The organism is Rhodothermaceae bacterium (assembly GCA_009838195.1).
In the GTDB taxonomy this organism is placed as follows: Bacteria; Bacteroidota; Rhodothermia; order Rhodothermales; family Bin80; genus Bin80.
Map to the genome: position 1 here is coordinate 33446 of VXSC01000047.1, position 23726 is coordinate 57171.

At 52.0% G+C, this 23726-nt stretch carries 17 protein-coding genes; 7 read left to right on the forward strand and 10 right to left on the reverse strand.

The genetic code is table 11. From position 1 onward, the window contains the following. Positions 1–15 precede the first annotated feature (15 nt). Entirely contained in the window at positions 16–288 is a 273-nt protein-coding gene (locus F4Y64_10675) for a twin-arginine translocase TatA/TatE family subunit (protein MXX98062.1), read from the reverse strand. 242 nt (positions 289–530) lie between these two features. Next, positions 531–728: a hypothetical protein gene (locus F4Y64_10680; GenBank protein MXX98063.1), complete on the reverse strand. Its 198-nt coding sequence runs from the start codon at positions 726–728 to the stop codon at positions 531–533. Positions 729–1334: 606 nt separating this feature from the next. On the opposite strand from F4Y64_10680, the gene F4Y64_10685 reads away from it, so the two are divergent. Beyond that, entirely contained in the window at positions 1335–1661 is a 327-nt protein-coding gene (locus F4Y64_10685; protein ID MXX98064.1) for a type II toxin-antitoxin system HicB family antitoxin, read from the forward strand. Next, complete coding sequence (locus F4Y64_10690) at positions 1592–1888, forward strand: addiction module toxin, HicA family (protein MXX98065.1); 297 nt, start codon at positions 1592–1594, stop codon at positions 1886–1888. The genes F4Y64_10685 and F4Y64_10690 overlap by 70 nt, the downstream gene beginning before the upstream one ends. Positions 1889–2502: 614 nt before the next feature. On the opposite strand, the gene F4Y64_10695 is transcribed toward F4Y64_10690, so the two are convergent. Beyond that, positions 2503–2646 carry a hypothetical protein gene (locus F4Y64_10695; GenBank protein ID MXX98066.1) on the reverse strand — a complete coding sequence of 48 codons (144 nt, stop codon included), beginning with the start codon at positions 2644–2646 and terminating at the stop codon, positions 2503–2505. Positions 2647–2745: 99 nt separating this feature from the next. Between F4Y64_10695 and F4Y64_10700 the strand changes: the two genes are divergently transcribed. Continuing rightward, the gene (locus F4Y64_10700; GenBank protein ID MXX98067.1) at positions 2746–3180 is read left to right on the forward strand and encodes a sulfatase-like hydrolase/transferase; all 435 of its coding nucleotides are present in this window, start codon (positions 2746–2748) and stop codon (positions 3178–3180) included. Between the two features lie 278 nt (positions 3181–3458). Here the strand turns inward: F4Y64_10700 and F4Y64_10705 are convergent, their stop codons facing one another. The 4 genes from F4Y64_10705 to F4Y64_10720 all read right to left on the reverse strand — a co-directional run bounded on the left by F4Y64_10705 (position 3459) and on the right by F4Y64_10720 (position 5682). Then, the gene (locus F4Y64_10705) at positions 3459–3833 is read right to left on the reverse strand and encodes a hypothetical protein (GenBank protein MXX98068.1); all 375 of its coding nucleotides are present in this window, start codon (positions 3831–3833) and stop codon (positions 3459–3461) included. An 89-nt stretch (positions 3834–3922) separates the two neighbouring features. After that, positions 3923–4405: a hypothetical protein gene (locus F4Y64_10710; protein ID MXX98069.1), complete on the reverse strand. Its 483-nt coding sequence runs from the start codon at positions 4403–4405 to the stop codon at positions 3923–3925. A 41-nt stretch (positions 4406–4446) separates the two neighbouring features. After that, positions 4447–4800: a hypothetical protein gene (locus tag F4Y64_10715; GenBank protein MXX98070.1), complete on the reverse strand. Its 354-nt coding sequence runs from the start codon at positions 4798–4800 to the stop codon at positions 4447–4449. A gap of 12 nt (positions 4801–4812) precedes the next feature. After that, positions 4813–5682 (reverse strand): hypothetical protein, encoded by an 870-nt coding sequence (locus F4Y64_10720; GenBank protein ID MXX98071.1) that lies wholly within the window; start codon positions 5680–5682, stop codon positions 4813–4815. A gap of 619 nt (positions 5683–6301) precedes the next feature. Here F4Y64_10720 and F4Y64_10725 point away from each other — a divergent pair. Together F4Y64_10725 and F4Y64_10730 are read left to right on the forward strand one after the other, a co-directional pair. Further along, on the forward strand, positions 6302–7624 hold the full coding sequence (locus F4Y64_10725) for an FRG domain-containing protein (GenBank protein MXX98072.1): 1323 nt from the start codon (positions 6302–6304) through the stop codon (positions 7622–7624). 267 nt (positions 7625–7891) lie between these two features. Beyond that, positions 7892–9286, forward strand: a complete 1395-nt coding sequence (locus F4Y64_10730) for a sulfatase (GenBank protein MXX98073.1) — start codon at positions 7892–7894, stop codon at positions 9284–9286. A gap of 63 nt (positions 9287–9349) precedes the next feature. Here F4Y64_10730 and F4Y64_10735 read toward each other — a convergent pair whose 3' ends face one another. From F4Y64_10735 to hemL, 3 genes are all read right to left on the reverse strand, one after another. Beyond that, positions 9350–12703 carry an AAA family ATPase gene (locus F4Y64_10735; protein ID MXX98074.1) on the reverse strand — a complete coding sequence of 1118 codons (3354 nt, stop codon included), beginning with the start codon at positions 12701–12703 and terminating at the stop codon, positions 9350–9352. Then, entirely contained in the window at positions 12696–15449 is a 2754-nt protein-coding gene (locus tag F4Y64_10740; GenBank protein ID MXX98075.1) for a hypothetical protein, read from the reverse strand. The genes F4Y64_10735 and F4Y64_10740 overlap by 8 nt, the downstream gene beginning before the upstream one ends. 91 nt (positions 15450–15540) lie before the next feature. Further along, on the reverse strand, positions 15541–16836 hold the full coding sequence (gene hemL / locus F4Y64_10745) for a glutamate-1-semialdehyde-2,1-aminomutase (protein MXX98076.1): 1296 nt from the start codon (positions 16834–16836) through the stop codon (positions 15541–15543). Between the two features lie 292 nt (positions 16837–17128). Here hemL and F4Y64_10750 point away from each other — a divergent pair, with 292 nt between their 5' ends. Continuing rightward, on the forward strand, positions 17129–19045 hold the full coding sequence (locus F4Y64_10750; GenBank protein MXX98077.1) for a 9-O-acetylesterase: 1917 nt from the start codon (positions 17129–17131) through the stop codon (positions 19043–19045). 23 nt (positions 19046–19068) lie between these two features. After that, positions 19069–23658, forward strand: coding sequence for a hypothetical protein (locus tag F4Y64_10755; GenBank protein ID MXX98078.1), 4590 nt, complete (start codon positions 19069–19071; stop codon positions 23656–23658). Positions 23659–23726: the final 68 nt, after the last annotated feature.

Consider the following 23726-nt stretch of genomic DNA (forward strand, 5'->3'; position numbering starts at 1 on the left):
GCCAAGGCCGAAAAATTACTTAGAAGGTTCAGGCGTAGGATTTGCCGTAGCAGGCTCCTGCTCCTGGGATGGGGGGACGTAGCCTGGAGGATTCTGCTGTGCCGGAGGACGGTACGCGGGGGGACGGTCTTCAACGGTCAGCTCACGGCTAATCTCGCTCGTGGCCGACTTGAATTCCCGGATTCCTTTCCCGAGTCCGCGTGCTACTTCAGGGATACGCTTGGCCCCGAATAACACCAAAACAATCAGAAGTATGATGGCTATTTCCATAGGTCCAAGTCCAAACATGGCGCACTCTCGGTTGTTGTGTAATTGGGCAGAACTATTTGGGAATACAAAGACTTGTACTCCATGTTCCCCACGATCCTCAATTACGTCTCCGCACCAATAAATGGCAATGATCCCGATTTGATCATTCTTGCACGTCTCGATCTGCCTACAATATTTAATCGAGGGAAATGATAAACGACAATGACTGGAATTGCGGTAAAAGTCAACTACGGCCATCCAACCAGGATCATCTTCGAATCCTATGCATCAAGACGGTATTCATGGCGAGCGTGATACGGCGCGTGATCCACACATCTCGCAGCAAACAGCCCAAAGATTAGGTCAAAGACTTTCCATCTGATTAGATTGCGGCCTTGCGTCTTGGCGATGGCTAAAGTGGCAAGTGTCGGCAACACAATAAGTAAGTGGAATACAACTGGGTCTATTGTTAAATCCATTACAGGTCTCAATTTGGTGTGAAGTAGATTGTGCCCGAACAGGTGACGGGCTGGACATTATCACCCCACAAACCCTGTGCCCAGGATGGATACGGCCAAGAGAAACCTCGCCTATTCACCAGCACCGGTAGCGGAATCCACGCTTGTTTGCGGCCAATTTATTCGGCAACCAACCCGACGTGTCGGAATCTTTAAGATGAAAATGTATCGTCGAATTACACAACACTGCGCAACTTTTTGCAACTTTCTGTATAGAATCGAGAGAAATTGTGGTACAATCTAAGTTGTTTCTTATCATTGTACCTCATAAGCGCACACCAACCGGGCGGAGGCCCTAATGAAAATGAGGAGGGTTTTCATTCTACATTCAGCAATCAATTCCTCTCTCGGCTGAATGATCTAGGCTAATCAAGACTTGGAAATTGCTCAATCTCATTCACAGTGCAAAAACTGTAATGGGGAGTCTAGCTAGTTTTCACATAGCCTCGATCCTAGAGCATATTGACAAGTCACAAGAAACTAAACGCAAAAAGAGTCAGGAGCGCGGTGGAACGTTGACGCGCACCCGCATATTATGCAGCCATAGGAACAATTCGGGAATCACAAATGAAAAAGCAGGATATACAGGAAATAACTGTTACTGTCCGAATCGAGGAAGACGGTGACGGTTTTTACGCGTATGCACCCGCGCTTAAAGGGTTGCACGTTGGTGGCGACACAATAGAGGAAACGTTAAAAAATGTCGAAGACGGAATTCATGTATATTTGGATTCTTTAGTTGCGCATGGAGAACCATTTCCTGAAGGGCCACATTTTAAGGTTCACAACTACAAGAAACCTATAACCAAAGAAATATCCGTTTCATGGCCATCTCCCATGATGCTTGGCGACAAGTCAAAAACATCACAGCGGAAAAGATCATACGCGCACTGAAGCGCGATGGATGGGAACAAGAGCATTCCAGAGGTGCCACTATTGGGTTTACAAAAAACAGAGGAGCCCCTCTTGCACCGAGTAGAGTTGTTGTACATTACCACCCAAAGAAAACCTACAAGCCTAAGCTGTTGAAGCAAATACTTTCAGACATAGGTTGGGATGACTCTGATTTAATGCGCCTGAAATTGATCAGAAAAGGGAAAAAGTCAAAAAAATCTGACTGACCCACCCCGTGGAATCTTTATGCGTGCGCAAGTATGTAATCCCTTTGAAATTCGTTTGGGCTTGATCAAAAAGGAATAAAACCCTGAGAATAGCAATACTATTACCAATAAAAGCCATTGAACTTCAACCGCTTCCCGTCCATCCCTCGTACGGTCATAGACATTTGATCAATCGTATCGTGGTCCCGGAGATCGTTCTTCCCTGCAAATTGCTTTACGCAGCGGTTCTGGTACTTCTTGTTAAGGTGGTAAAATGTGCAATGATAGGCACGTTTCAAGACTGCCCAGAACGATTCGATTCCGTAAGGCTATTGAAGACCTTGTGTCTAACCAGTCCAGCCGTTCGGATATTCATCCTCATCTGATTCTAGAAGAGCACGAGGTGATGGAAAGTCAGCTATCAGATTTCGTGACCAAACTGACTGAATATGAGCGTTTTCAGTTGAAAAGTTCTTCAGTACTCAGCGTCAACTCATTTAGCGAATGAGGTGACAGCCTCATCAGAGTACGAACTGCATCGGGATGACGAAAACTTCTCTTTTCACCCGCCAAATCTCGCTCAGTATCAGATGCTCACGGATGAAGAACAATCCGCTGAATATCCCTCAGCGCATTTAGTATGTGAGGGACCTTAGGCGTTTGCATATTGAGATGAATTCGCTCGTTAGGCGAGATCCAAAATAGCCTGTATATTTGGTTTTCGAGGGACTAGTTGCAATGTAGAAGGCTGGTTTCCGAACAACCGGATACTCCGACAAATGAGGCGCAACTGGCCCGTCACCCCGATGGTGCGGTACATATCAGCGAACGCCGAGACCTCGTATCATTTCGATTTCTGCTAACCCCAAAGGGATTGGATGCAATTGAATACGCAAAACGTTGTCATCCTTCTTCTTGGCCTGTGTTTTCTGGGTAGTGCGGGAGAAAAATCAGTTCTGGAGAACCGGAGCGAGCCAGCGAAACCCAAAATCGTCCTCATTTACATTGATGACTTAGGGTGGGCGGATGTTGGATTCAACGGTAGTAGCTACTACGAAACACCAAACATAGACCAGCTTGCAAACCAAGGGATCATTTTTCCGCAGGCCTACGCAAATGCCCCCAACTGTGCCCCAAGTAGGGCCTCCGTGATGACCGGACAGTACACACCACGACATAAGGTTTACACGGTGGGGACCTCCGAACGGGGCCAAGAAGAGGACCGCCGTATGATTCCCGTTCCGAACACGGAAAGCACCACTCGCCCCTGTGCCACTGATGGATCCCTCCGATACGCCGGGCATCCTGTGTAAACTCCGGGGATGCCCCCTTTGGAAGACGGAGGACCACATCCTCGGCCTCACGCTCAATCCGATACGCAGGACTGGACGGAGCATCCCGTTTCTGTGTCCCCTCTTGCGAACTGCCGTGTTCCCTTTCTCCGGAAACGTCCCGAGCCTTCTGCGGCGCATCGCGCCCGGTCTCGATGAGGGTATTCAGTCTGGTCTCCACAGGATCAAACACAACAAAGTTATATATCCGGTGGCTGGCAGCTCCAAGCCCACCGAATCCACTACGCAAGCCCCCCGCTTCATCCATACAATTTCTTGTGAGCCTTGAGAAATGCCTTCTCCTGTTTGATGTACTGTTCTGGGTTGTTGGCGTACCTCTCCAGCATATGCGTAGCACCACGCATATCATACGTTACCACACCACACCTCCGGCACTCCCACGCGGTTGTTCCAGAAGGACTCAAGAAACTTGACTCGAGCCCCAGGTTCCCCCCTTCCTTTATAGGAACCGCATGCGGACATTTTGCCTGTAGCTTCTCTTTGAGCCGTTTCCGCTTTGACTCCTGCCACTGATTTATGTTGAAGGTAAAACCGACCTTCACTGCAACCACCGCCCCTATCAGAACGAACACTGCAACCACTAACTCCCAAAACGTGTCAGGTAAGAAATCCATAGTAAAAAGCGTTTATTCCTTCACCTTACTTATGGCGACATCCTTCTGGGGTTCCTGTCTTTTGTACCCGGATGCAGGGTCCCGGAGCATCATCCGATCTTTAATCCGCCATCCTTTGTACGTGATACCTTTTTACCGCCCGCAGCTTGGCTATACTTTTCTAACCTTTGCCTTTCTTCCTTGGACGAATTGGCCTCACGCTTAGCCCTTTCTGTTTCCTCCCGTTCGATCTTAACCTTGCGAAGATCATTAACCTTGCCATCAAGCACCGCCACTGCATCATCATCACCAGGGATTACTGAAAAGTGCTTAATCTCCATAGTTATGTCAGGAAGCACGGCATGAGTACGGTAAGGAGGTACAAAAACTTTGAACAGATACTTATGGTGCTTGGACATTTCCTCTGGATTGCTCGATGAACGTCCAACGGGCTTAATCTCGCACTTGATACATCCGTTATCCTTGCCCCTCAGATTCCACAATAGAAAAGCCGCAGCGTCCTCATTAGTGCCATACTGGGCTTTTGGGATTCGCTCAAACGACCCATCAATACACATATAGAGTTCTTTCATGTTGCTTGCCGACCTCTCGGCTTTTAGTTAGTGTGTTGGTGTTATGCTGCCGCACCTCTTTTCCCTTTCTCACACGGCGCACTTTTCCGCGCATATTGCTTGCCGCGCAGCTCGTCAGTCAGCGGGTATGGAACTTGCTTGGGTTCCAGGTCAAAAAAAGCTCTGTACGTCTCTTGTGTAGCCTTGCGGAACACAACTGCATCCGCCTTCGAAGTTACCGTGCTACCCCCACGCACTGGCACAACACGCAGGATTTTATACGGGTCCCCCAACGCCAGCAGAAACCGCTGCGGCGCGTGTTTATGCCCGTTCGCTTCAAGCGTCCCCTCGCAGTCGTACACCGTATAGGCGCCACCCCCACGCCGTATGCAGATCACATAATCGTTGTTTTTCATGGTTTCATTCAGTCATCCTATCAGCCCCAGTGTCAATCTGCGGCCATTCATGCGATTCATGTTCTCGTTCAGGTACGTGTAAGACTGATTCGGGGCCGTCAGGACGACTTTTATTGCGCGTGCATCAAATATGTGCTTCTCTTCCAGCCAGTCCACACACGTTTCGACCGTTCCGTCGCTCCCGAACTTGTAATCGTGCTTGTTTGCAATGTCGATCACATGTTTCATGTCGCGCAGCCCAACGTCTTGGAGCATTACGGACGTCATCCTATTAGCCGTTTTTTGTTTTTTTGATTCTGCACCGGCTATATTTTTGGGAAAAATTGATCCGTTTGATAAGGGGGCCATCGAACCCGATTTGCCATTTTTCGGGTTTGCATACTCGTAAAGCGATCCGCAACATAACCAATAGTCGCGAACGCGTGTGCGTTTGGACGTGCGGCCCTCTACCTCCTCGTAATGGGTTTCCGGCATGTAGCCGATTATGCCGGCTTTCTTCAGTCGCTGGATAGCCTTCTTGACCGCGTTCTCGCTCTTTCCCAGGTCTTTCGCGATCCGCGCTTGTGTTGGCGCATACTTACCCGTATGCCCGAACGGGGAACGGCAGGGCTTGTGATCTACCTTGCTGATCATGTAATCCAACTGTGTCCCACGTTTAAGGTTAGATAACCAATGAAGTGGGCGAAGATTGGATAAATGGTTTGTTCCTCCCTGAGATTGCGAAATCACATTATCGATTTCCCATCCCCATTGTGATCTCCTGCTTCCATAATCTGCATACCGAATCACACGCCCGAAGTCATCCAGTCGCAAAATCAAGGGACTATATCCGGGTATTTCGCGTGCTTTCGGCCAAACAGCGTCCTTTATATTAGCATCCATTACACTTGCCTTTGTCGTCGTACCCGTGTTAGGGGGTAGAACATAGCTCCTTCAATCTTTCCTTCGCAGTTCTGTGTCATGCAGAACACACGAACTACTTCTTGCCCTTCCTGCCTTTTTTGGGGGCACGTTGCGACAATGCGCTTCCCGCTATCTTCTTACCAGTTTTTGAAGTCTTCTTGCTTCTGAGAGCCTTTGAGGCGGCCTTGCCTACTTCCTTACTTGTCCTTCTTTGTTTAGCCATAGTTAGTACCATTTGATTAAAACATTCCCAAGGTGGGCTGCGTCAAAAACTGTGCCAGAGCCTGAGTTGTGCTAGAGTGGCAGGACTCCGTGCAATAATGGCACAATTGTCATTATCCTGCATTCGGTATTGCGTCAGCGCGCGGTAGGACTCCCTGCAATAATGGCATCCTGTGGTGGCTGCTGTACGAATTCCGTTTCATAGGGACTGTTCCGTTAGACGATCTCACGGGAAAAACAGAGGTCAGCCCTAAGCAGTAGTATTCCTCGGGAACTAGTTAATTCGACGGAACGTGCGAGAGGATATGATCCATTGCAAGATTATGGAGGCACTAGGACCGGGGGCAATGAAGCCCGGCAATGGATCAGGCGGACGATGGCAGCGGATTGTATGCAGGATACCGACATTCCGCCACGAACTTTGTGCCCAAGTCTCAGTTCAGCGGATCTAATTGCTCAAAATGATGCCTGCAAAGGCGCGAACTACAGTTCTAACCTTATGGCTATTCACTCGGTTCAAGAATTTCTCGATTGCCTCCCCCTTGCAGCAAATGGTACTCCCTCTGGCGAGTTTCTGTACCGTGGTCAGGCTGACAGTAGTTGGAGAGTAGACTGCTCTGCAGTACGCAGGCTCGTAGCTAGTCAGAACAAGAATCTGGAAAATGGCCCTATTCAGCAAGCACTGGTCGGATACTTGCATAGCTTGCTTAGTGAAGTGTCGCGATACGTAGGTACTTGTGCCGAACTACCTCCAGGATGCACTCAACTTCACGTCCTCGCCCAGTTGCAGCATTTCGGAGCCGCTACGGGCCTAATTGATTTCACACTGGATCCCTTAAAGGCACTCTGGTTTGCCAGCCAAGGATCCCCTGATAAGGATGGAGCAGTCTATGTCTTGCCACGGGCGGATCTGCGAAAGATTGACGAATTGGACGTGCGGGCTAACGATGCCCTGAGTTATTTCTATGGTCCTGCAAACATGTGGGAAAATCCGCCCTACGTGTGGGAGCCGAAGAACATCCCGGGAAGAGCATTCTCCCAGCAATCGGTGTTCGTTATAGATGTTCCATTCGTTGCGCCTTTCCGCCTCAGGAAATGTGTCATAGCCAAACGGGCCAAGGAAGAGCTATTGAGGGAATTACAGAACGAACATGACATCCACGAAGAAAATCTTTTCGCCGACCTCCCTGGGTTTTCCCAAGCCAACTCGGCTTCAAAGTACTTTAATGCCAACCGGACTACGGATTTCTGGTTAAAGAGGTTGGACGACATTACAGATAACTACAAAAAAGTAGGAGCACATGTGGATTGTGGGGTGGCGTATTCAGCCATCCGAGATTTGGACTCAGCTATCCATCACTATACAGAGGCCATCAAACTGGATCCTGAATGCATTGGGATATACGTCAATCGGGCGCACGAACTATACTCATGTGGTGATCTAGTCAAGGCATTAGCTGACTGCAATACAGCCATCTGCCTTCATGGAGACGGCAGCCAAGAAAACGGCTTCAAGCAAATAGCCCAGGTCTACTACCTTAGAGGCCTCATACACCGAGAGCTAGGAAACGAGGATCAGCATTATGCAGATATAAACAAGGCATTCGAGAGCGGTTTCAAATTGTATTGGGATGACAATAATTTCTCTTTTCACCCGCCACCTCTCGCTCAGTATCAGATGCTTACGGACGAAGAATAAACTACTAGATATCTCTCAGCACATATAGCATGTGCGAGATCTTAGGCGTTTGTATATTGAGGCGAAGTTGCTCATTGGGTGGGATCCAAAGTAGCCTGTATATTTGGTTCCAGAGGGACTAGTCGCAGTAGAAAAGGGCCGGTTTTCAACAATTAGTTACTCCGGCAAGTGAGACACAACTGGCTCGTCAACGCGATGGCACGGTACGTATCAACGATTGCTAAGACCTCGTCTCAGATTTATTTCTGCCAACCCCGAACGGATTGAATGCATTCGAATACGCAAGGCGTTGTCGTCCTTCTTCTTGGTCTGTGCTTTCTGGGCAGTGCGGGATTAGTTAAGGAGAAGCTGAGCGAGTCAGCGAAACCCAATATCATCTTCATTTACATCGATGACCTAGGATGGGCGGATGTTGGATTCAACGGCAGTACCTACTACGAAACACCAAACATAGACCAGCTTGCAAGTCGGGGGATCATTTTTTCGCAAGCCTACGCAAATGCCCCCAACTGTGCCCCGAGTAGGGCCTCTGTGATGACCGGGCAGTACACACCACGACATAAGATTTACACGGTGGGGACCTCCGAACGGGGCCAAGAAGAAGACCGCCGTATGATTCCCGTTCCGAACACAGAAAATCTACCGCTCCATTATACGACTCTAGCTGAGGCGTTAGGCGATGCAGGATATACTACCGGCCACTTCGGAAAATGGCATCTCGGAGACACGGGGTTTCATCCCGAAGACCAGGGTTTTGATGTAAATGTTGGCGGATACAAAAGTGGATCGCCACGCGGAGGATACTTTCCGCCCTATAATAATCCAAAACTTGCCGATGGCCCTGACGGTGAATACCTGACGGATCGCCTCACAAACGAGGCCATCACATTTATTGAGCAGAACAAAGAAGGACCGTTTTTCCTGTATCTGTCTCACTACGCGGTGCATACTCCAATACAGGCGCAGGCAGATGTTATAGCAAAGTATGAGCGCAAAGCACCCGATGGAGATCAAAAAAATCCTACATATGCTGCCATGATTGAGAGTACTGATCGGAGTGTGGGTAGCGTGTTAGAGCAGATTGCAGCGCTGGGGCTGACCGAAAATACACTGGTTGTTTTCTATTCTGACAATGGTGGAGCTGTCCAAGCCACGTCCAATCAGCCGCTCAGAGGCTACAAGGGAATGTTGTACGAGGGCGGAATTCGCGTCCCTTTGGCTGTAAAATGGCCAGCAATAATCACACCCGGGCGGTTGGATAGCACCCCTGTAATTGGAATTGATTTTTACCCTACCCTCTTGGAGATAGCTGGTGCTGAGCCCCCGGCACACAATATGGATGGAGTAAGTCTCGTCCCGATTTTCTCTGGAATTGGCAATCTGGCAGCGAGGAACCTCTACTGGCATTTTCCGGCATACCTTGAGGCGCCAAGGGGAATACCCGGACCGTGGCGTACGACACCGGCTGGAGCGATACGTAGTGGAGATTACAAGCTGATCGAATTCTTCGAGAATGGTGCACTGGAGCTCTACAACCTGCGCGAAGATCCACGAGAGTCCACCGATATGGCTAACCAACTACCCGAAAAGGTCAAACTGCTACATGAGAACCTCAGGGACTGGCGCGAAAATGTCGGAGCCGATATGCCAACACCAAAGTAGTTACCGGTACGTTGAGCCAGTTATGATACTCAGTCCAGAAATCCCTTCTCCCCTCCTGATCCATCATGGCTCGTCTGATTCACCGTATTGCCACTGCCTCCAACCCTTGAGTAAAGGAAAATACAGGCCTAAGAAAATCGGCCGCCTATCTGTGGCCTGCATCGCGCGTGCATAAATCTCCATTTTGGAGCGATACCTCTCCCGCTCATTGTCTAAAAACCAGTCCACATCGCTTCCAGCATGCGTGCTCGTCTTGTAATCGACGATCCAGCGCTTGCCGTCCTCCACGAAAGTTCGATCCAGAATATAACGGCGAGCCCCTACTCCCGCGGCAACAGTTAGTGCATATTCCCGCTCATCATGCTTGTGTCGTGACAGAATCCAACGCCCCCGGCTGTCCTCCACCGTATTGGTTAGCGCCTCCTTCACTTGCACCAAGGCCGTTTCTAGATTTTCTCCCTCCAAACCTTCATGATAAAGAGCATAGCGTAAAATATTCTCGCTGAAATCCACCCTGTCTGGAAACCACATCTCCTGTAACATCCGGTGAACCACATTCCCGATCCGTCGCCGAAAATCCCCCGCCCACTTGAAGACCGGCGTACGCTCTTCCTTTTCATCCTCAAACCGCTCCCGTTTCGCTTTCCATATCAACTCCTCGGGCGGATCCACTGGCTCCCATTCCGCGGACAAACGAAGTAAAGGGACACCAACATCTTCCGGCCTGGTGACATCCGTGGCACCCACCTCCTCCCGACAATCCTTCCATGCTCTTGAGAATTCCGGCTCTGCTACTTTCCATATTTTGGACAGAAGCACACGCGAATCCGGCGACTTCACGTCATCGCCTTCCGCTCCGTGAGCAATATGCCCGATGAGGTGCAGATCCTTTCGAGCTCGTGTGGCTGCCACATACAATAGACGTGTACTTTCATGGTCTCGCCTCTTTCGCTCGATAGTTCGCAGGTATCCATAGGCGGCATCCCCTTGGCCCCCCGTCTCCTGAATCGGTGCCAACAATAAATGGGGTTGATCGCCATCACTGTATTCCCGCCACATCAAGAGGCGTGAACCATCTGCCCGGGTCTGATATCCCAGACCCGGTAATATGACCGTATCAAACTCCAGCCCCTTGGCCTTATGAGTGGTTAACAGCTGCAAGTCCCCTTTTGCCTCTACATCCGAGGGGGCAAATAGGCGTTCGACATCTCCCATAAATTTATTCTCGTCCCGCAAGTCGATACCGTCGACCGACTCCTCCAGAAGATTCAAAAAGGCCGTCGCATCCTCCAGGTCTGTTGATTTCCCAAGGCACGCAGGCCCGCCCAGAGCCAACCATGTACCTTCAATCCACCGCCGCACAGGAAGCCGACCTCGAAGTGCACATGCATCGGTAAGGATCGGAAAAACACGTTTCAAGCGTCGTCTGCCATCCGGCGACAGCTGCTCTTGACGAACGGAAATAAGGTCCAGAATCGCAGTTTCAAAATCATTACCCACCAGGTTCTGCAGATCCGCCAGGGTCAATCCACACCATGGTGCTCGAAGAATAGAAAACCAGGCGATGCGATTTCCCGGATGAAGCAGTGCCTGGGTCAAAGCCACCAAGTCACGAACTACCGGCCGCTCACCAAGCGGATCAATCTCGACCGATCGAAACGCAATCCTGCGCCTGTGAAGCAGTGTAATGATGTTTAGCAAATGTCTACGTGCCTGAACAAGTACGGCAATTGTCGCTTCCGGCTGCTGTGATCGGGTTTCTTCAATGATCTGGACGACCTTCTCAGCCTGAGCTTCCAAATCATCGCGAAAAAATGGATGGATCCTGATTGTACTGCCATCCATGTCGGTCCTGTAGGCGGTAGAAGGGCTGTACGTTACACCACCGGTCACCGTATCCTCAACTTGTGGGAAGGCCTCACTCAGGGCCTCATTAACCCAACTCACAATCTCCGTGCTGGAGCGAAAATTCGTCTCCAATACAAGAAATCTGAGGCGGACCGGCCCCAATCCATGCGTTCGAGCGCGAGAGAACAGGCTCACCTCTGCTTCCCGAAAACCATAAATGGACTGCATGGGATCACCAACCAGAAACAGTGTCCTGTCATCGCCTGTCCAGTCATGGATGAGACTCTCAAACAGTTCGTACTGACTCTGGGACGTATCCTGAAATTCGTCAATCAATAGATGCCGAACCGCAACGTCTGGAATGCCTCCCCGTGAGCCCGACGACACATGCGCCTTCACTGCTTCTTGGGCTGCCAGTGCAACCTCTGTAAAATCAACACACCCGTCCTCCTGAAAGACACCGCGAAGCTGGGTCACTGCTGCCGGCAAAAGATGCATCAGTGCCTCCAGAACCTGCCACTGCTTGTCATCATAGGTTGCCGGTGGTAATTGTCGCAGTTCATGAAGCTGCATAATAACATCCTCCCCGAGATGGATTGCCTGGATGCGCTCTTTTGCATCTTGCTCTTGGGGTGGAAAACCCGTACCCACGTTGTATGCCCTGCGACGCTTACCGCTACTGGTCAAAAGTAGCTCTGCAATCCCAAGCCAACACGGAAGAGCCTCAGCGGAAGTATCCGGGAGGCCTTGAAGCTCAAGACAGGCAACAATCTTACTTTCCCTGCCCGCATCGTGTAGATTTTTGGCTGCCAAACGGGCCAACTCAACCACTTCCTCCGCCTGGCCCTCTGAAAATTCCTCCACCACACGTTCCAGCGCATGCTTGATGACATGAGATAATGCAGACTCCAGGGCCCGCCGCGTCTCCGCAAGTTCTTCCTTTCTTCCATCCACATGGCGCATCCACTGATCCCGTCGGCCTAGCATTGCACCCAATAGCTTCTCCACCTTGCCCATATGATTGTCAAGGTGCCTCAATAGAACAGCAATCGCAGCTAGTTCATTCGCCGGTGCCCGATCATCGAATAACAACTCCAGCGTGCGACGCGCAGCCTTTTGGTGCAGATGGCGTGCATCCTCTTCCGGCTGTAGTAGTGCTCCCATACGGGAGACCCAAGGCATCCTGCGGACCAGTAAAGAACAAAGTGAATCAATGGTCTGGATACGCAGACGTAATGGGTTCTCAATAAGATGCCACTCCCGCTTGTCGTTGCGTTCAAGCGCTTGACGGGCCAGATCCCATGTATGCCTCTCGTGCTGGGCTATTGGTGGTTCACCTGCCACTCCCTGGAGCGCGCGGATAATGCGGTGTCGCATTTCGGCAGCCGCCTTGCGGGTAAAGGTGATGGCAACGATCTCCTCGGGATAATCTACCCGGGCCAACAGAACGAGATACCGCTGAATCAAGAGTTCTGTCTTACCGGAGCCAGCAGGTGCCTGCACAATGAACGAGGCATGCGGATCCAGTGCCTCCTGGCGCTGCGCGTGATCTGGAACCAGATTACTCATCCTTCTGCGATGATTTTACGGGGGGACTCCCGACCCGGCAAAACGTGGTCAGGTTGCAATACCTGCAGGTCTGTCCTGGAATTTTGGGGTCAACGATCGCATGCCCGGCCTTGTAATCCCGTCCGAGGGCGTTGAGGGTTTCTCTCCAGTGCCCGATAAGCTCCGGCAAAGGCTCTTTGCTGACTTTAACCCCCTTATTGCCGATGTCCTGATTTGCGATTCCCTTGAATTTCACATCGCCCATCATCAGACTGCCAAAGGAAATCCCGGCGATGGGTGAATCTGCCACGACGGCATAGATCGGCAACTGCGGATCATCGGGACGCTCCCCATCCCACAAGGAGACTCTGCATCCGCCCGTCTTGTAGTCAAGGATAAATCTCTCCCCACCTTCGAGTAGATCAACGCGGTCTTCCTGGATACGTATGTCTATTCCAGCCACGGTTACATCCTGCCCCGCTTCGCGTTCATTTTCATCCACGTCTGCGTTTGTACCAGATATATCTATTCCACCTACCGTTACATCCTGCCGCTTTTCCTGCTCAAGAACCGTAAAGGGTGTCCGCTCACGCTCAAGAGCCAGCCACTCCCCAATAATTTTCTCTAATCGCGCCTGTTCTACACATAGGAATCGTTCATTTCGAAGCCCGCCCCGAAAGGATGTCAGCCGATCAAGCTCTTCGCGTACGATCCCCCGCACAAGATCTGCCTCTTCCTGCTCGGACAGGGCCCGCAGCGCCGCCTGCGTCCTCAGTTGTCGCCAAAGTATATCCAGGACACGATGCATGAGTCTACCACGGTCCTGGGCAGCCAGCCCCGGCTGAGCTATACCGGGTGCGGTTGCCCCAAGGCGTAGCTCCGCAAATGCTCGAAACGGACAGGCCGCCTGCAACTTGAATAGGCTCGTCCCTCCCCTGACCTTTCCTTCGCCGAAGGGGAGTCCTTGATGATCCTCAATGAATTCCATCTTCGAAGAGCGTTGAATGCGCTCCCCGAGGCTTTCAATGGTACTGACGCCCAGATCTTCCTCCGACACTTCCGGCAATTCCGTAAACAGTGGACTGACTCTACGATCCGCATCGCCCTCACGTCTGGGGTGACTGACCACAATCGTCGGAGCACTCTTCAGTAACCGATCCGCAAGAGTTTGGGCGTGCTGCAGCATCCCTTCCGGGGTCGAGCGCCATAATTCTTTTCGACGCTGCAGCCCTATAGGTACAAAAGGGGCCGGTTCACAGGGGGGCGGCCAGGCATCATCATGCATCCCAATCATCCAGAGATAATCAAATGATAACCCCATCGCCTCCAAAACCCCCAGAATCTGTACTGGGGCGGGGTCCCTCTCGGGCTGAAAAAGCTTACTGGAAGCCATGCGACGAAGAATGGTGACGGCCCTTTGACGCGTGATGCTTCCACACACGCCATCCAGTTCCACCAGTGCGGACACCAACTCTTCCCATACCGAGTACGTTTGATACTCCGCGCTGACTGACTGCCAGGTTCCGGGCCAACTGATACGTTGCGATTTTGTGGACGCATCCCCATCGTTGTCCTGGATTTTTGACTGCAATAATTGCGAGAGGGCCTCCGCCCATCCACTGGGCTTCTTCCTCCCTCCAAGGTCTGAATACTGCGCCTGCCATGCAACAAAAAGTGAGGCAAGCAATGGGCATTGATGCAACGAACTCTCCTTTTTCGCCAGATAAATAAGATCCCTCAAGGTCACATACTGCTCTCCGCGATTCCGCAGTGCCACATCAAGAAGGGCACGTGAGGTGCGTTCCTCAGAAAATCCTGGCAAAAACGGGGACAAGAGAAGGCGGCTGGCCTCCTCTATGGGGATCTCCCGCGGATCTATCGAAAGAATCTGCAGTGCCGATTGGATGATTGGATAGTCACCAGCTGGAAGGCCCAGCGAAATGTTGAAGAGCCGTTTTGAATCTTGTTCTGGATGAAGCCATGCCTGAGGATGAAATACCTCGGAAAACACACGCTCAACATGACTGCGGAGATTCCCAATGCCTGGCAGAATAATCCCGATCCGAAACGATCTACGTTCCGCTTCTGGATCGTTCTGCAGAATACGGCGTGCCCATTCAGCCGCAACGCGGATCTCTCGGAAGGTATCGGAAGCACTCAAGCGAAAACTCTTTTCTGCGTGATTAGGCAAGGGTGTTTCCTGTATCCGTGTCCCCCGCTTTCGAAGAGCCTCAAAGAACTGCTCCTGTGCCGGTGTCGGCTCCAAAAACCCACAGAGTTCCAACTCTTGAGGGATTTCAACTTGCCCTTCGTTTACGAGACGGGCTACATGTTTGGAGAGCTCTGCGGCCGCGAACCATCCATTTCGATCACATCGGGCACGAAATTCTAGAGCCCACTTCTGGAATGTACGCGAATCTTCCGAGCTATTCCAATCCGTCCCCTCCAACGGCAGACGCCAATCACAGAGCAACTTCCAGGAATTACGGGCCAGTTCCGCAGTTGCAGAAACATCAAGAGGCAGATGTCTGGCCTGTGAACGAAGAATATTCTCCCAAATTATTTGCTCCTCTGCGGAGCGAAGAGGGCGAAGAAAGGGTGGATCCGATCGCAAATACATCCCCTCTTCCCACAGCTCGGACATCCATGCATTCAGCGTCTTCACGGGCGCGGTAGGCCAGGTCTGACGGCCTAGCTCTTGCTGATGCCAATCATATTCCTGTTGACGTGCGCGAGCCAGTCGTTCCGTTGCCGCGATGATCATCATGACAGGGTTAGAAAATTATAGGGCACCGATCAGTCTACCACGGCTTTCGCAAATCTCTTCGCAGACCCTGCTGATTGAAAACGCCGCCCGGTCAATCATTCAAGGCAATCTCTAGTGCCCGCTCGAATGAACTCAGCGTATGTTCAACCGCCTCCGTATCGTGGGCCGTTGACATAAACCAAGCCTCATACTGGGACGGAGCAAGGTGTACACCGCGGGGGAGCAGCGATCGAAATACCTTCGCGAACAATTCTGCATTGGATGCAGAGGCCGTTTCCCAATTCGTCACGGGCATCTCTGTAAAGAAACAACTAAACATGGTCCCGACCCCATCGACCTGCATTGGAACGGATTTACGGGCAGCAATTGCAGCCAATCCCTCCATCAGAGATGAAGCTTGAGAAGACGCCTGTTCCCAAGCATCTCCGCGTAATCCTGATTCCAGTGTCGCCAGGCCAGCCTGCACGGCAACGGGGTTGCCAGAGAGCGTACCCGCCTGATAGACCGGCCCCTCGGGAGCAACCTGTGCCATGATATCTGCTCTACCTCCGTAAGCCCCAATCGGAAGCCCGCCACCGATCACCTTGCCAAGTGTTGTTAAATCCGGCGTGATCCCGTACAACGATTGCGCACCACCGGGATGGACCCGAAACCCTGTCATCACCTCATCAAAGATCAAGAGTGCCCCGTGAGCACGTGTGATCGCACGCAAGCCTTCCAGGTAGCCGTCCGCGGGGGGAATCACTCCCATGTTCCCGGCGACCGGCTCAACGATCATAGCTGCAACCTCCCCGGCGTACTGATCCAGTGCCTGCTCAACCGCGGAGAGATCATTAAACGAAACCATGATGGTATGCTCCACCGTGCTCTTTGGAATTCCCGGACAATTAGGTAGCCCCAGCGTTGCCACCCCGCTGCCTGCCTCTACCAACAGGTAATCCGCATGTCCATGATAGTTGCCCACGCACTTGATAATCTTATCCCGTCCCGTGAATGCACGTGCCAAACGAAGTGCACTCATTACCGCTTCCGTCCCGGAGTTAACGAGACGCAACCGCTCAATCATCGGCATGAATGTCTGAATTTTGTTTACGAGCCGTGATTCATCCTCGGTGCATGCCCCAAAACTGGTTCCTTTCGCGGCGGCGGCACTGATCGCCGCGACCACCTCTTCATGTGCATGCCCAACAAGTAGCGGTCCATAGGACAACACATAATCGACGTACCGATTGCCATCTACATCCTGAACCCATGCACCTGAGCCCTGCTCCATAAAAACTGGCGAGCCACCGACTGCCTTATAAGCACGGACTGGTGAACTGACACCGCCCGGCATACAGGCCTTGGCAGCTGTGAAGAGTGCATCGGAGCGTGTGCGGGTATACATGTTTATGCCTGAAGGATCGGTATGGGATCATTGTACTCGCTCAAAGAGCTTTCCACCGCCAATATAGCAATCCAATCCCGGGAAGAAGCTCTCTTGGAATCATTTGTAGAGTACCCCCCTGCCAGCTCAGTGGCTGAAAGAACCCCTTCTGTCATGCATGCAGAGTTCGTCAGTGAGTTTCCCAAGTAATTGAGCGTTATTTTGACAGCCTAGTATCACTGTTTACCGCTCATGCAAAAGCGGTCTAGGTATTTCGAACTTTCCGTTCATTGAATCATCTTTTTATCGTTCCATGCGAATTTTTTATGTATGTCTTCTCGCCTGCCTTGTTGGTGGTAGTGGCGGGACTTCACCCCAACCGTTAACCGTTAACAAACTCTTCCGCAGTGGGGCAGTGCTCCAGCGTGACGCATCCGTACCCGTCTGGGGAACCGCGACTGCCGATGCTATCGTCATGGTCTCTCTGGACCAGGATGAACAATCTGTACGTGCAGACAGCGATGGCAACTGGCTTGCCACTCTCGAACCCCGCCCTGCTGGTGGACCGCACCGACTGATGGTTGCAACAGACACGGATACTCTGGTTGCCGAAAATATCATGTACGGGGATGTCTGGGTCGCGTCCGGGCAATCCAATATGGAATGGTCCGTAGCCAATTCTGCAGATGCTGAACGGGAAATCGCATCCGCTGATGACCCTCTGCTGCGCCATTACAAAGTCCCTCGCAGCTGGTCCTATACCCCCGAAGATACGCTGGCTGGTGGTCAGTGGCATTTTGCCAACCCAGAGCATGTAGGAGCTTTCACGGCCGTCGGATACTCGTTTGCCCGGGAGCTTCGCGCATCTGCCGACATCCCGATTGGAATTTTGAACACGTCCTGGGGTGGCAGCCGCATCGAAGCCTGGATGGATCCCCCCGCACTTGGAATGGATGATGCGCAAATCACACGGCTTTGGGATGCCCCAAAAGCCCGTGCAGACAGCCTCATACGGATCTTTACCGAAGAGCATGGCGCTTCTGCGAATTCGGATCCCGGCTTTGAAGCAGATGTGCCCCTCTGGGCAGACCCAAATCTTGACGACACAGAGTGGATGGAGATCCCGGCTCCCGGGCCCTGGGAAGCAGGGGGGCTTGAAGGATTAAACGGCATTGCCTGGTACCGTACCAGCTTTGAACTCGATACCGTTCCCACCGATGCAGTATTGCACCTCGGCACCGTTGATGATCGAGATATGACCTGGATCAACGGTCACCTAGTCGGAGAAACAGATCGGTACCTAATTGAACGGGAATATGCGATTGGTGAAGGCATTCTGCAACCTGGCGTCAACCAACTGACCGTCCGCGTACACGACACTGGAGGCAATGGAGGATTGGTGGCTGACGATGCCAGACTCGCTCTCCAGTGGCCGGACGGGGAAGTGGATTTGGAGGGCACATGGAAAATTCGCGTGGGGCAGTTTCAGATCAACCCCGGAGGAAATCCCAACCAGCTGCCGACATTGCTCTACAATTCAATGATTCATCCGATCCTGGATTTTCCGATCACAGGGTTTATCTGGTATCAGGGAGAATCCAATGCTGGTGATCCCGTAACTGCCACCGCCTATGCAGCGCAGTTCCAGTCGATGATCAACCGGTGGCGTACGTTGTGGGAACACGAAGACGCGCCGTTCCTGTTCGTGTCTCTTGCCAGCTTTCTAGCAGCACAGGACGAACCCCAGGAAAGCAACTGGGCAATCCTGCGCGAATCTCAGGCCGCGGCTATGGAATTGCCGAATGTCGGCCAGGCCATCACACTTGACATTGGTGAAGCAGAGGATATTCATCCGAGAAATAAACAGGATGTGGGATACCGCCTTGCGCTCTGGGCCAGAAGCCTCGTCTACGGGGACCAAGTGGTGCACGCCGGACCCATCTACCGTGAACATTCCATCGAACATGGAAAGGTCACCCTTTGGTTTGATCATGTTGGGGGTGGGCTTGCCACGCGGGACGACGGACCTCTTGGAGGATTTGCCATCGCCGGAGAGGAGGGAGAATTCATATGGGCGGATGCCCAAATCCAGGGAGACTCCATAGTGGTGTCGCACCCGGATATCCCGAATCCAACCTCGGTTCGGTATGCCTGGGCATACAATCCGACTACAGCGAACCTGATCAATGCTGAAGGATTGCCCGCCGCTCCATTCCGAACCGGGCGTTAGTTCCAACAAAGTAACCCTTACCCGTGGATCACCCTCTTCCATCTGAACCCCGGCCTAGTTCTCGCTCACGCGGGCTCACCCTCAAGCGCGCTGCTGCGATTCTGGTCTTCGTTCTTGGGAGTGGCTTCCTCGTATATATCGGGCTGACACGTACTGAGGTAAGCCGGGACTATCTGCGCCAGGAGATCGAATCCAGATTTGCCGAAACCTACACGGGAAGAATTGCCATTGAAGCAATCACCGGGAACCTCCAGCGCACGATTCGACTGCATAACGTCGCACTCTATGATGAACAGGAGCGCCTGTGGCTGCACATAGACGAAGTCTTTGCACGTCCCAACTGGAAAGGAGTACTGGGATGGCGGTTTGAGCCCAGTACCCTCCGCATCACACGTCCCACACTGCACCTGCGGTATAATGCGGACAGCACCTGGAATCTTGCTTCCGTACTCACACGCAGAAAAACGACCAGCGCAGCCGCCGAGTGGGAGTCCCAGTCTGCACATATCTCAATCTCAGGTGCCGCGGTTACCGTGTCCTATCAGGAGCATGCACCCCCAGTGATTCAGTCAGGGTGGTTGTTCGATTTGGAGGAAGCGACCATTTCCGATATCGCCCTGGAAGGCGAAATCAATCTTGAATCCGATCGATACTTGCTTGCGATTGATTCACTTGAAGCTTCCATTGACACGCTGGCCATAGAGGCCAATGGAGAACTACTGCTACTTGAGCGTGAGCAACTGCATATTAACGCTCTGACACTATCCAGCACAATCAACCAGACAAGCGTGTTCGGCATACTTTCACTCGACGCAGAGCTCGCTGATCTCTATTTGCCCCAAAGCTATTTCACCCCCGGCTTTGTCCAAGCCATTGTTCCCAATGTGCTTCTCCCTGATTCCCTGTCTCTGAGCGTACTGGCTCACCGCGATGGCGCACAGTGGTCACTGCAAAATTTTGTTGCATTTTCTGATCGCTCACGCATTGTAATCCCTTCCTCCAGGGTCCATGCTGACAATAATCAGGTATCCTTCGAGGCTTCCATCGACCCAAGCATCCTTGATCCAGCAGATCTGTATTCCGTGATGGACTCAACCGTGTGGCACGGCGGAGTCATCCAGGTTGAAGGTTCTGTAGACGGAAGAAGTGCCCTAAATGAACTTGAGGTTGCAGGGGCCATCGATATTACAATGGAAACCGGCAGCCGCGGACAACTCCAAGGCACAGTCCGCCGTGATACCTTGTGGACCTATGATGTGGGGTTAACTGCAACCGATCTCAATCCCTACGATCTTACGGGAAAGCAAACCCTGGATGGTCTAATCAATGGGCATCTCTCCATGGAAGGAACAGGGATCCAGTCGCCATTTGCGTCTGCCTCACTGGCCCTTTCCCCTTCCATGGTTGGTGGACGGGCGCTTGATAGTCTTTGGATGGAGGGAACCCTCGCCGGCAATCAGTTGAATTTCAGCGGATTTGCATTTGAACAAAGTTCCCAAATTTCGGCCGAGATTGCGGCGGATTGGGGCAGCGAAAATCTCGTATATGATGCCCAGGGTGAGCTGACTACATTTGATCTGGGGGCTTTATTGGCCATTCCCGAGCTTGAAACCGGACTGAATGCAAACTGGGAGCTTCGTGGCGCAGGAACCAATCTGGATGACCTCTCTGCTTCCATCACGATTGATACCGATTCATCTACCGTGATCTGGGAAACCGATTCGCTTTCTGTGCCACCAACCAGGTGGGCCATCACACTGCACGATACAACTACTACAGATCCCCGCCTCACAGTGCAGGGGGATGTTCTGGATCTCGAGCTATCCGGCAAAATTGCCCAGAATTCACTTAATCGAATTGCCCCCGCTTGGACGGATGCTTTTTCAGGGACGTTTGACCGGTTTGCCTCTCACCTGAGGTCTGAGCTTCCCGGTACATCTGTAGATAGCGGGATATCCGATCTGCTGCCTGAAATCCCTGAGAGCGAACAGGAACCGCAACTACCCCCTATTGAGATCGCCCTTCGCTGGGAGCTACACGCACATCCCGCCGTAAAGGCATTGTTACCTATGTTGCCATCATTTTCCAGCAACAGCCGCGGGAATGTGGATATTGTGGCTGACGGCGAAACGTTCCGTTTACGATCTGAGCTGCAGGACAACCGGTTCACTCTGAACAACATCTCAGCTCACCAGGTCGAAGCTGCACTGACACTTACGGCCGATTTGCGGCAGGAAATAGAGTCGGGCTGGGAAATAGATCTAGATCTGGTCGCCGATTCCCTGGCCGATCAACGTGCAACCCTCAGAGCACCCCGAATCTCGGTGAAACAAGATGGGAGAACTGGAACTGTGGATATCTACACAGGCAGTGAAAATACGTCTACCCAAGGGTATGTGTCCTCCGACATCCAACTGCTCCCGGATCGGGTACAGGTACAAATTCGAGATGTGCAGATTTCTGTTGGAGATGCTGCATGGAGTATCTCACAGCCCGCAGACATTGATCTTTTTGCGGATGCCGCAGTGCTGACCCCACTGAGACTAGAGACCCTCAACCCATTCCTTGAAGACGTGCAGACAGTCACCGTTCAGGGCAACCTCTCAGGCCTTCCGGCCGATACCCTGAGGTTGAACCTGGATGGGGTTGATCTGAATCACCTGTCAAACATCTTCGAACTGAGACGCCCCTTAGGGGGACAGATTGATGCAGATCTTTCCTGGACTGGACTCTGGATGCCGGAAATTACCGGCACTTTGGAGGTGGACACCCTCACGTTTGACAATCGCCTAGTGGGGCATCTTCAGGCTTCTAGCATCCTCTTGCCGGGTGGGTCGGATCTAAGAATTGCCATGATCATCGACTCGGTCGGGACCGCGCCCACAGACCTTCTCTTTGCGAGCAATCAGATGGCGGTGACCGGAAGTTTTGTTGTTCCGGGTCCCGAGAGCCCTGGAGCTCTTGACATTCTTGTGGACGTACAGCGCTTGGATGCGTCATTTCTACAATTGATTTTGCGGGAATTTGCGGACTTTAGAGGTGGATTTAATGGGACAATCACACTGAATGGACCTCTGGATAATCTCAGTCTCGGTGGATCACTTGACTGGGAAAATGGCCACTTTGGGATTCCCCGATTCAACTCATCTTATGGGGCAACGGCATCGCTCAATCTGGTCGAAGATGTCATCCTGGTGAACCAGTTGCTCGTGCAGGACCCGGGCGGCGGGACCGCAAGGCTTGAGGGGACACTGGACCTGAATGATTTTCAATTTCTGTCCTTTGATGCACTGGCGAACCTTGATTCGCTGCAGATCATGAACGTGCGAACCCATACAAGTGACCTCGCCTTTTATGGTGATATCCGTGTGTCTGGAGACGCGACATTAACCGGCCCTGTCCACACGTCTTTCCTACGTTCAAATAACCTGATCGTCACCCCGGAAAGTGAAATCTTCATCCCAATTCGGGAAGCGAACACTGCCCATGATCCTGGCTTCATTGTGTATGTGGATCCCACACGCCCTCTAGAGGGGCAGTTGACTTCCTTCCGGCAGCGCGAAAATATCTTAGGTGAGCGCCCTGAAGGAGAGCGTTTATTCCGGGATGGATTAGATATGGACCTCAATCTTGTTGGGCCACCTGGATCCAGTATTCACCTTGTCATTGATCCGCTCCTGGGAGATGTGATTAATGGGATCGGAACGGCTCGCGTACAGATCCAGCGGACCGGAGGAGATGTAGCAACCTACGGCTCCTTTGAGATCTCCTCTGGAGATTATCTCTTCACCGCAGGGGAGGTATTTATCAGACGCTTCCTGATTGACTCCGGTACAATCATCTGGAATGGAGAACCTCTCAACCCGGTACTTGATATCCAGGGAGCCTACCGTACCCGTGCTTCGCGCAGTGGCCTGCCCGAAGATGTAGGTGGAGCCATCAAAACGAGTCTGCCCGTCATTGTCAACCTGGATGTATCCGGGACCTTGAATGCAGTTCAGATCGACTTGGCGTTGGAGGTTGATCAAAGGCAGGAAGCCATTAGCGATACACCGCTTCTGGATTCCTACCTAAACCGACCAGATCTCGCGGCAGAGCATGCGACGAGTGTTTTGCTCACGAATTCTTTTTTATTATCGGCCAGTGGTACGCGCAGCGGAATCCTGGCAAGTTCTGCCGTGAACAGTGTCTCCAGTCTTGTAGTGAGTCAACTGAACCGATATTTGAGTCAGGTGATTCCACAGGCGGACTTTAGATTGGGAGTGCAGAGTGATGAGACGATTCAGGACCTGGATGTATCCGCAGATATTGCATTCAGGCTCTTGGATGAACGCCTGCTGATTCGTGGGCAGGGAGTCTACCGGGGGCTGAGCACGGAAGAAATTGCTCCACAGGGGCTTGAAGGGGAATTTATTGTGCAAATTCAACTGAGCCCCTCCGTAGCAGTGGAATTCTTTTATCGGCGTGAGGGAGATATACTGAGCGAATCTCTTATCAACCGAGAAACCGGGCTCGGGCTCAATTATCGAACTGAATTCACCTCCTGGCGGCGGCTGCTGCAGCGACAGGTTCCTGAATCACAGGAAGGTACTGGAGAAGGCAGTGGTTCGTGAAGGGAATCCGCCAGTGGACCATGATTCATAAAAAAGGGCACACGATGAATCCACCGTGTGCCCTTTGA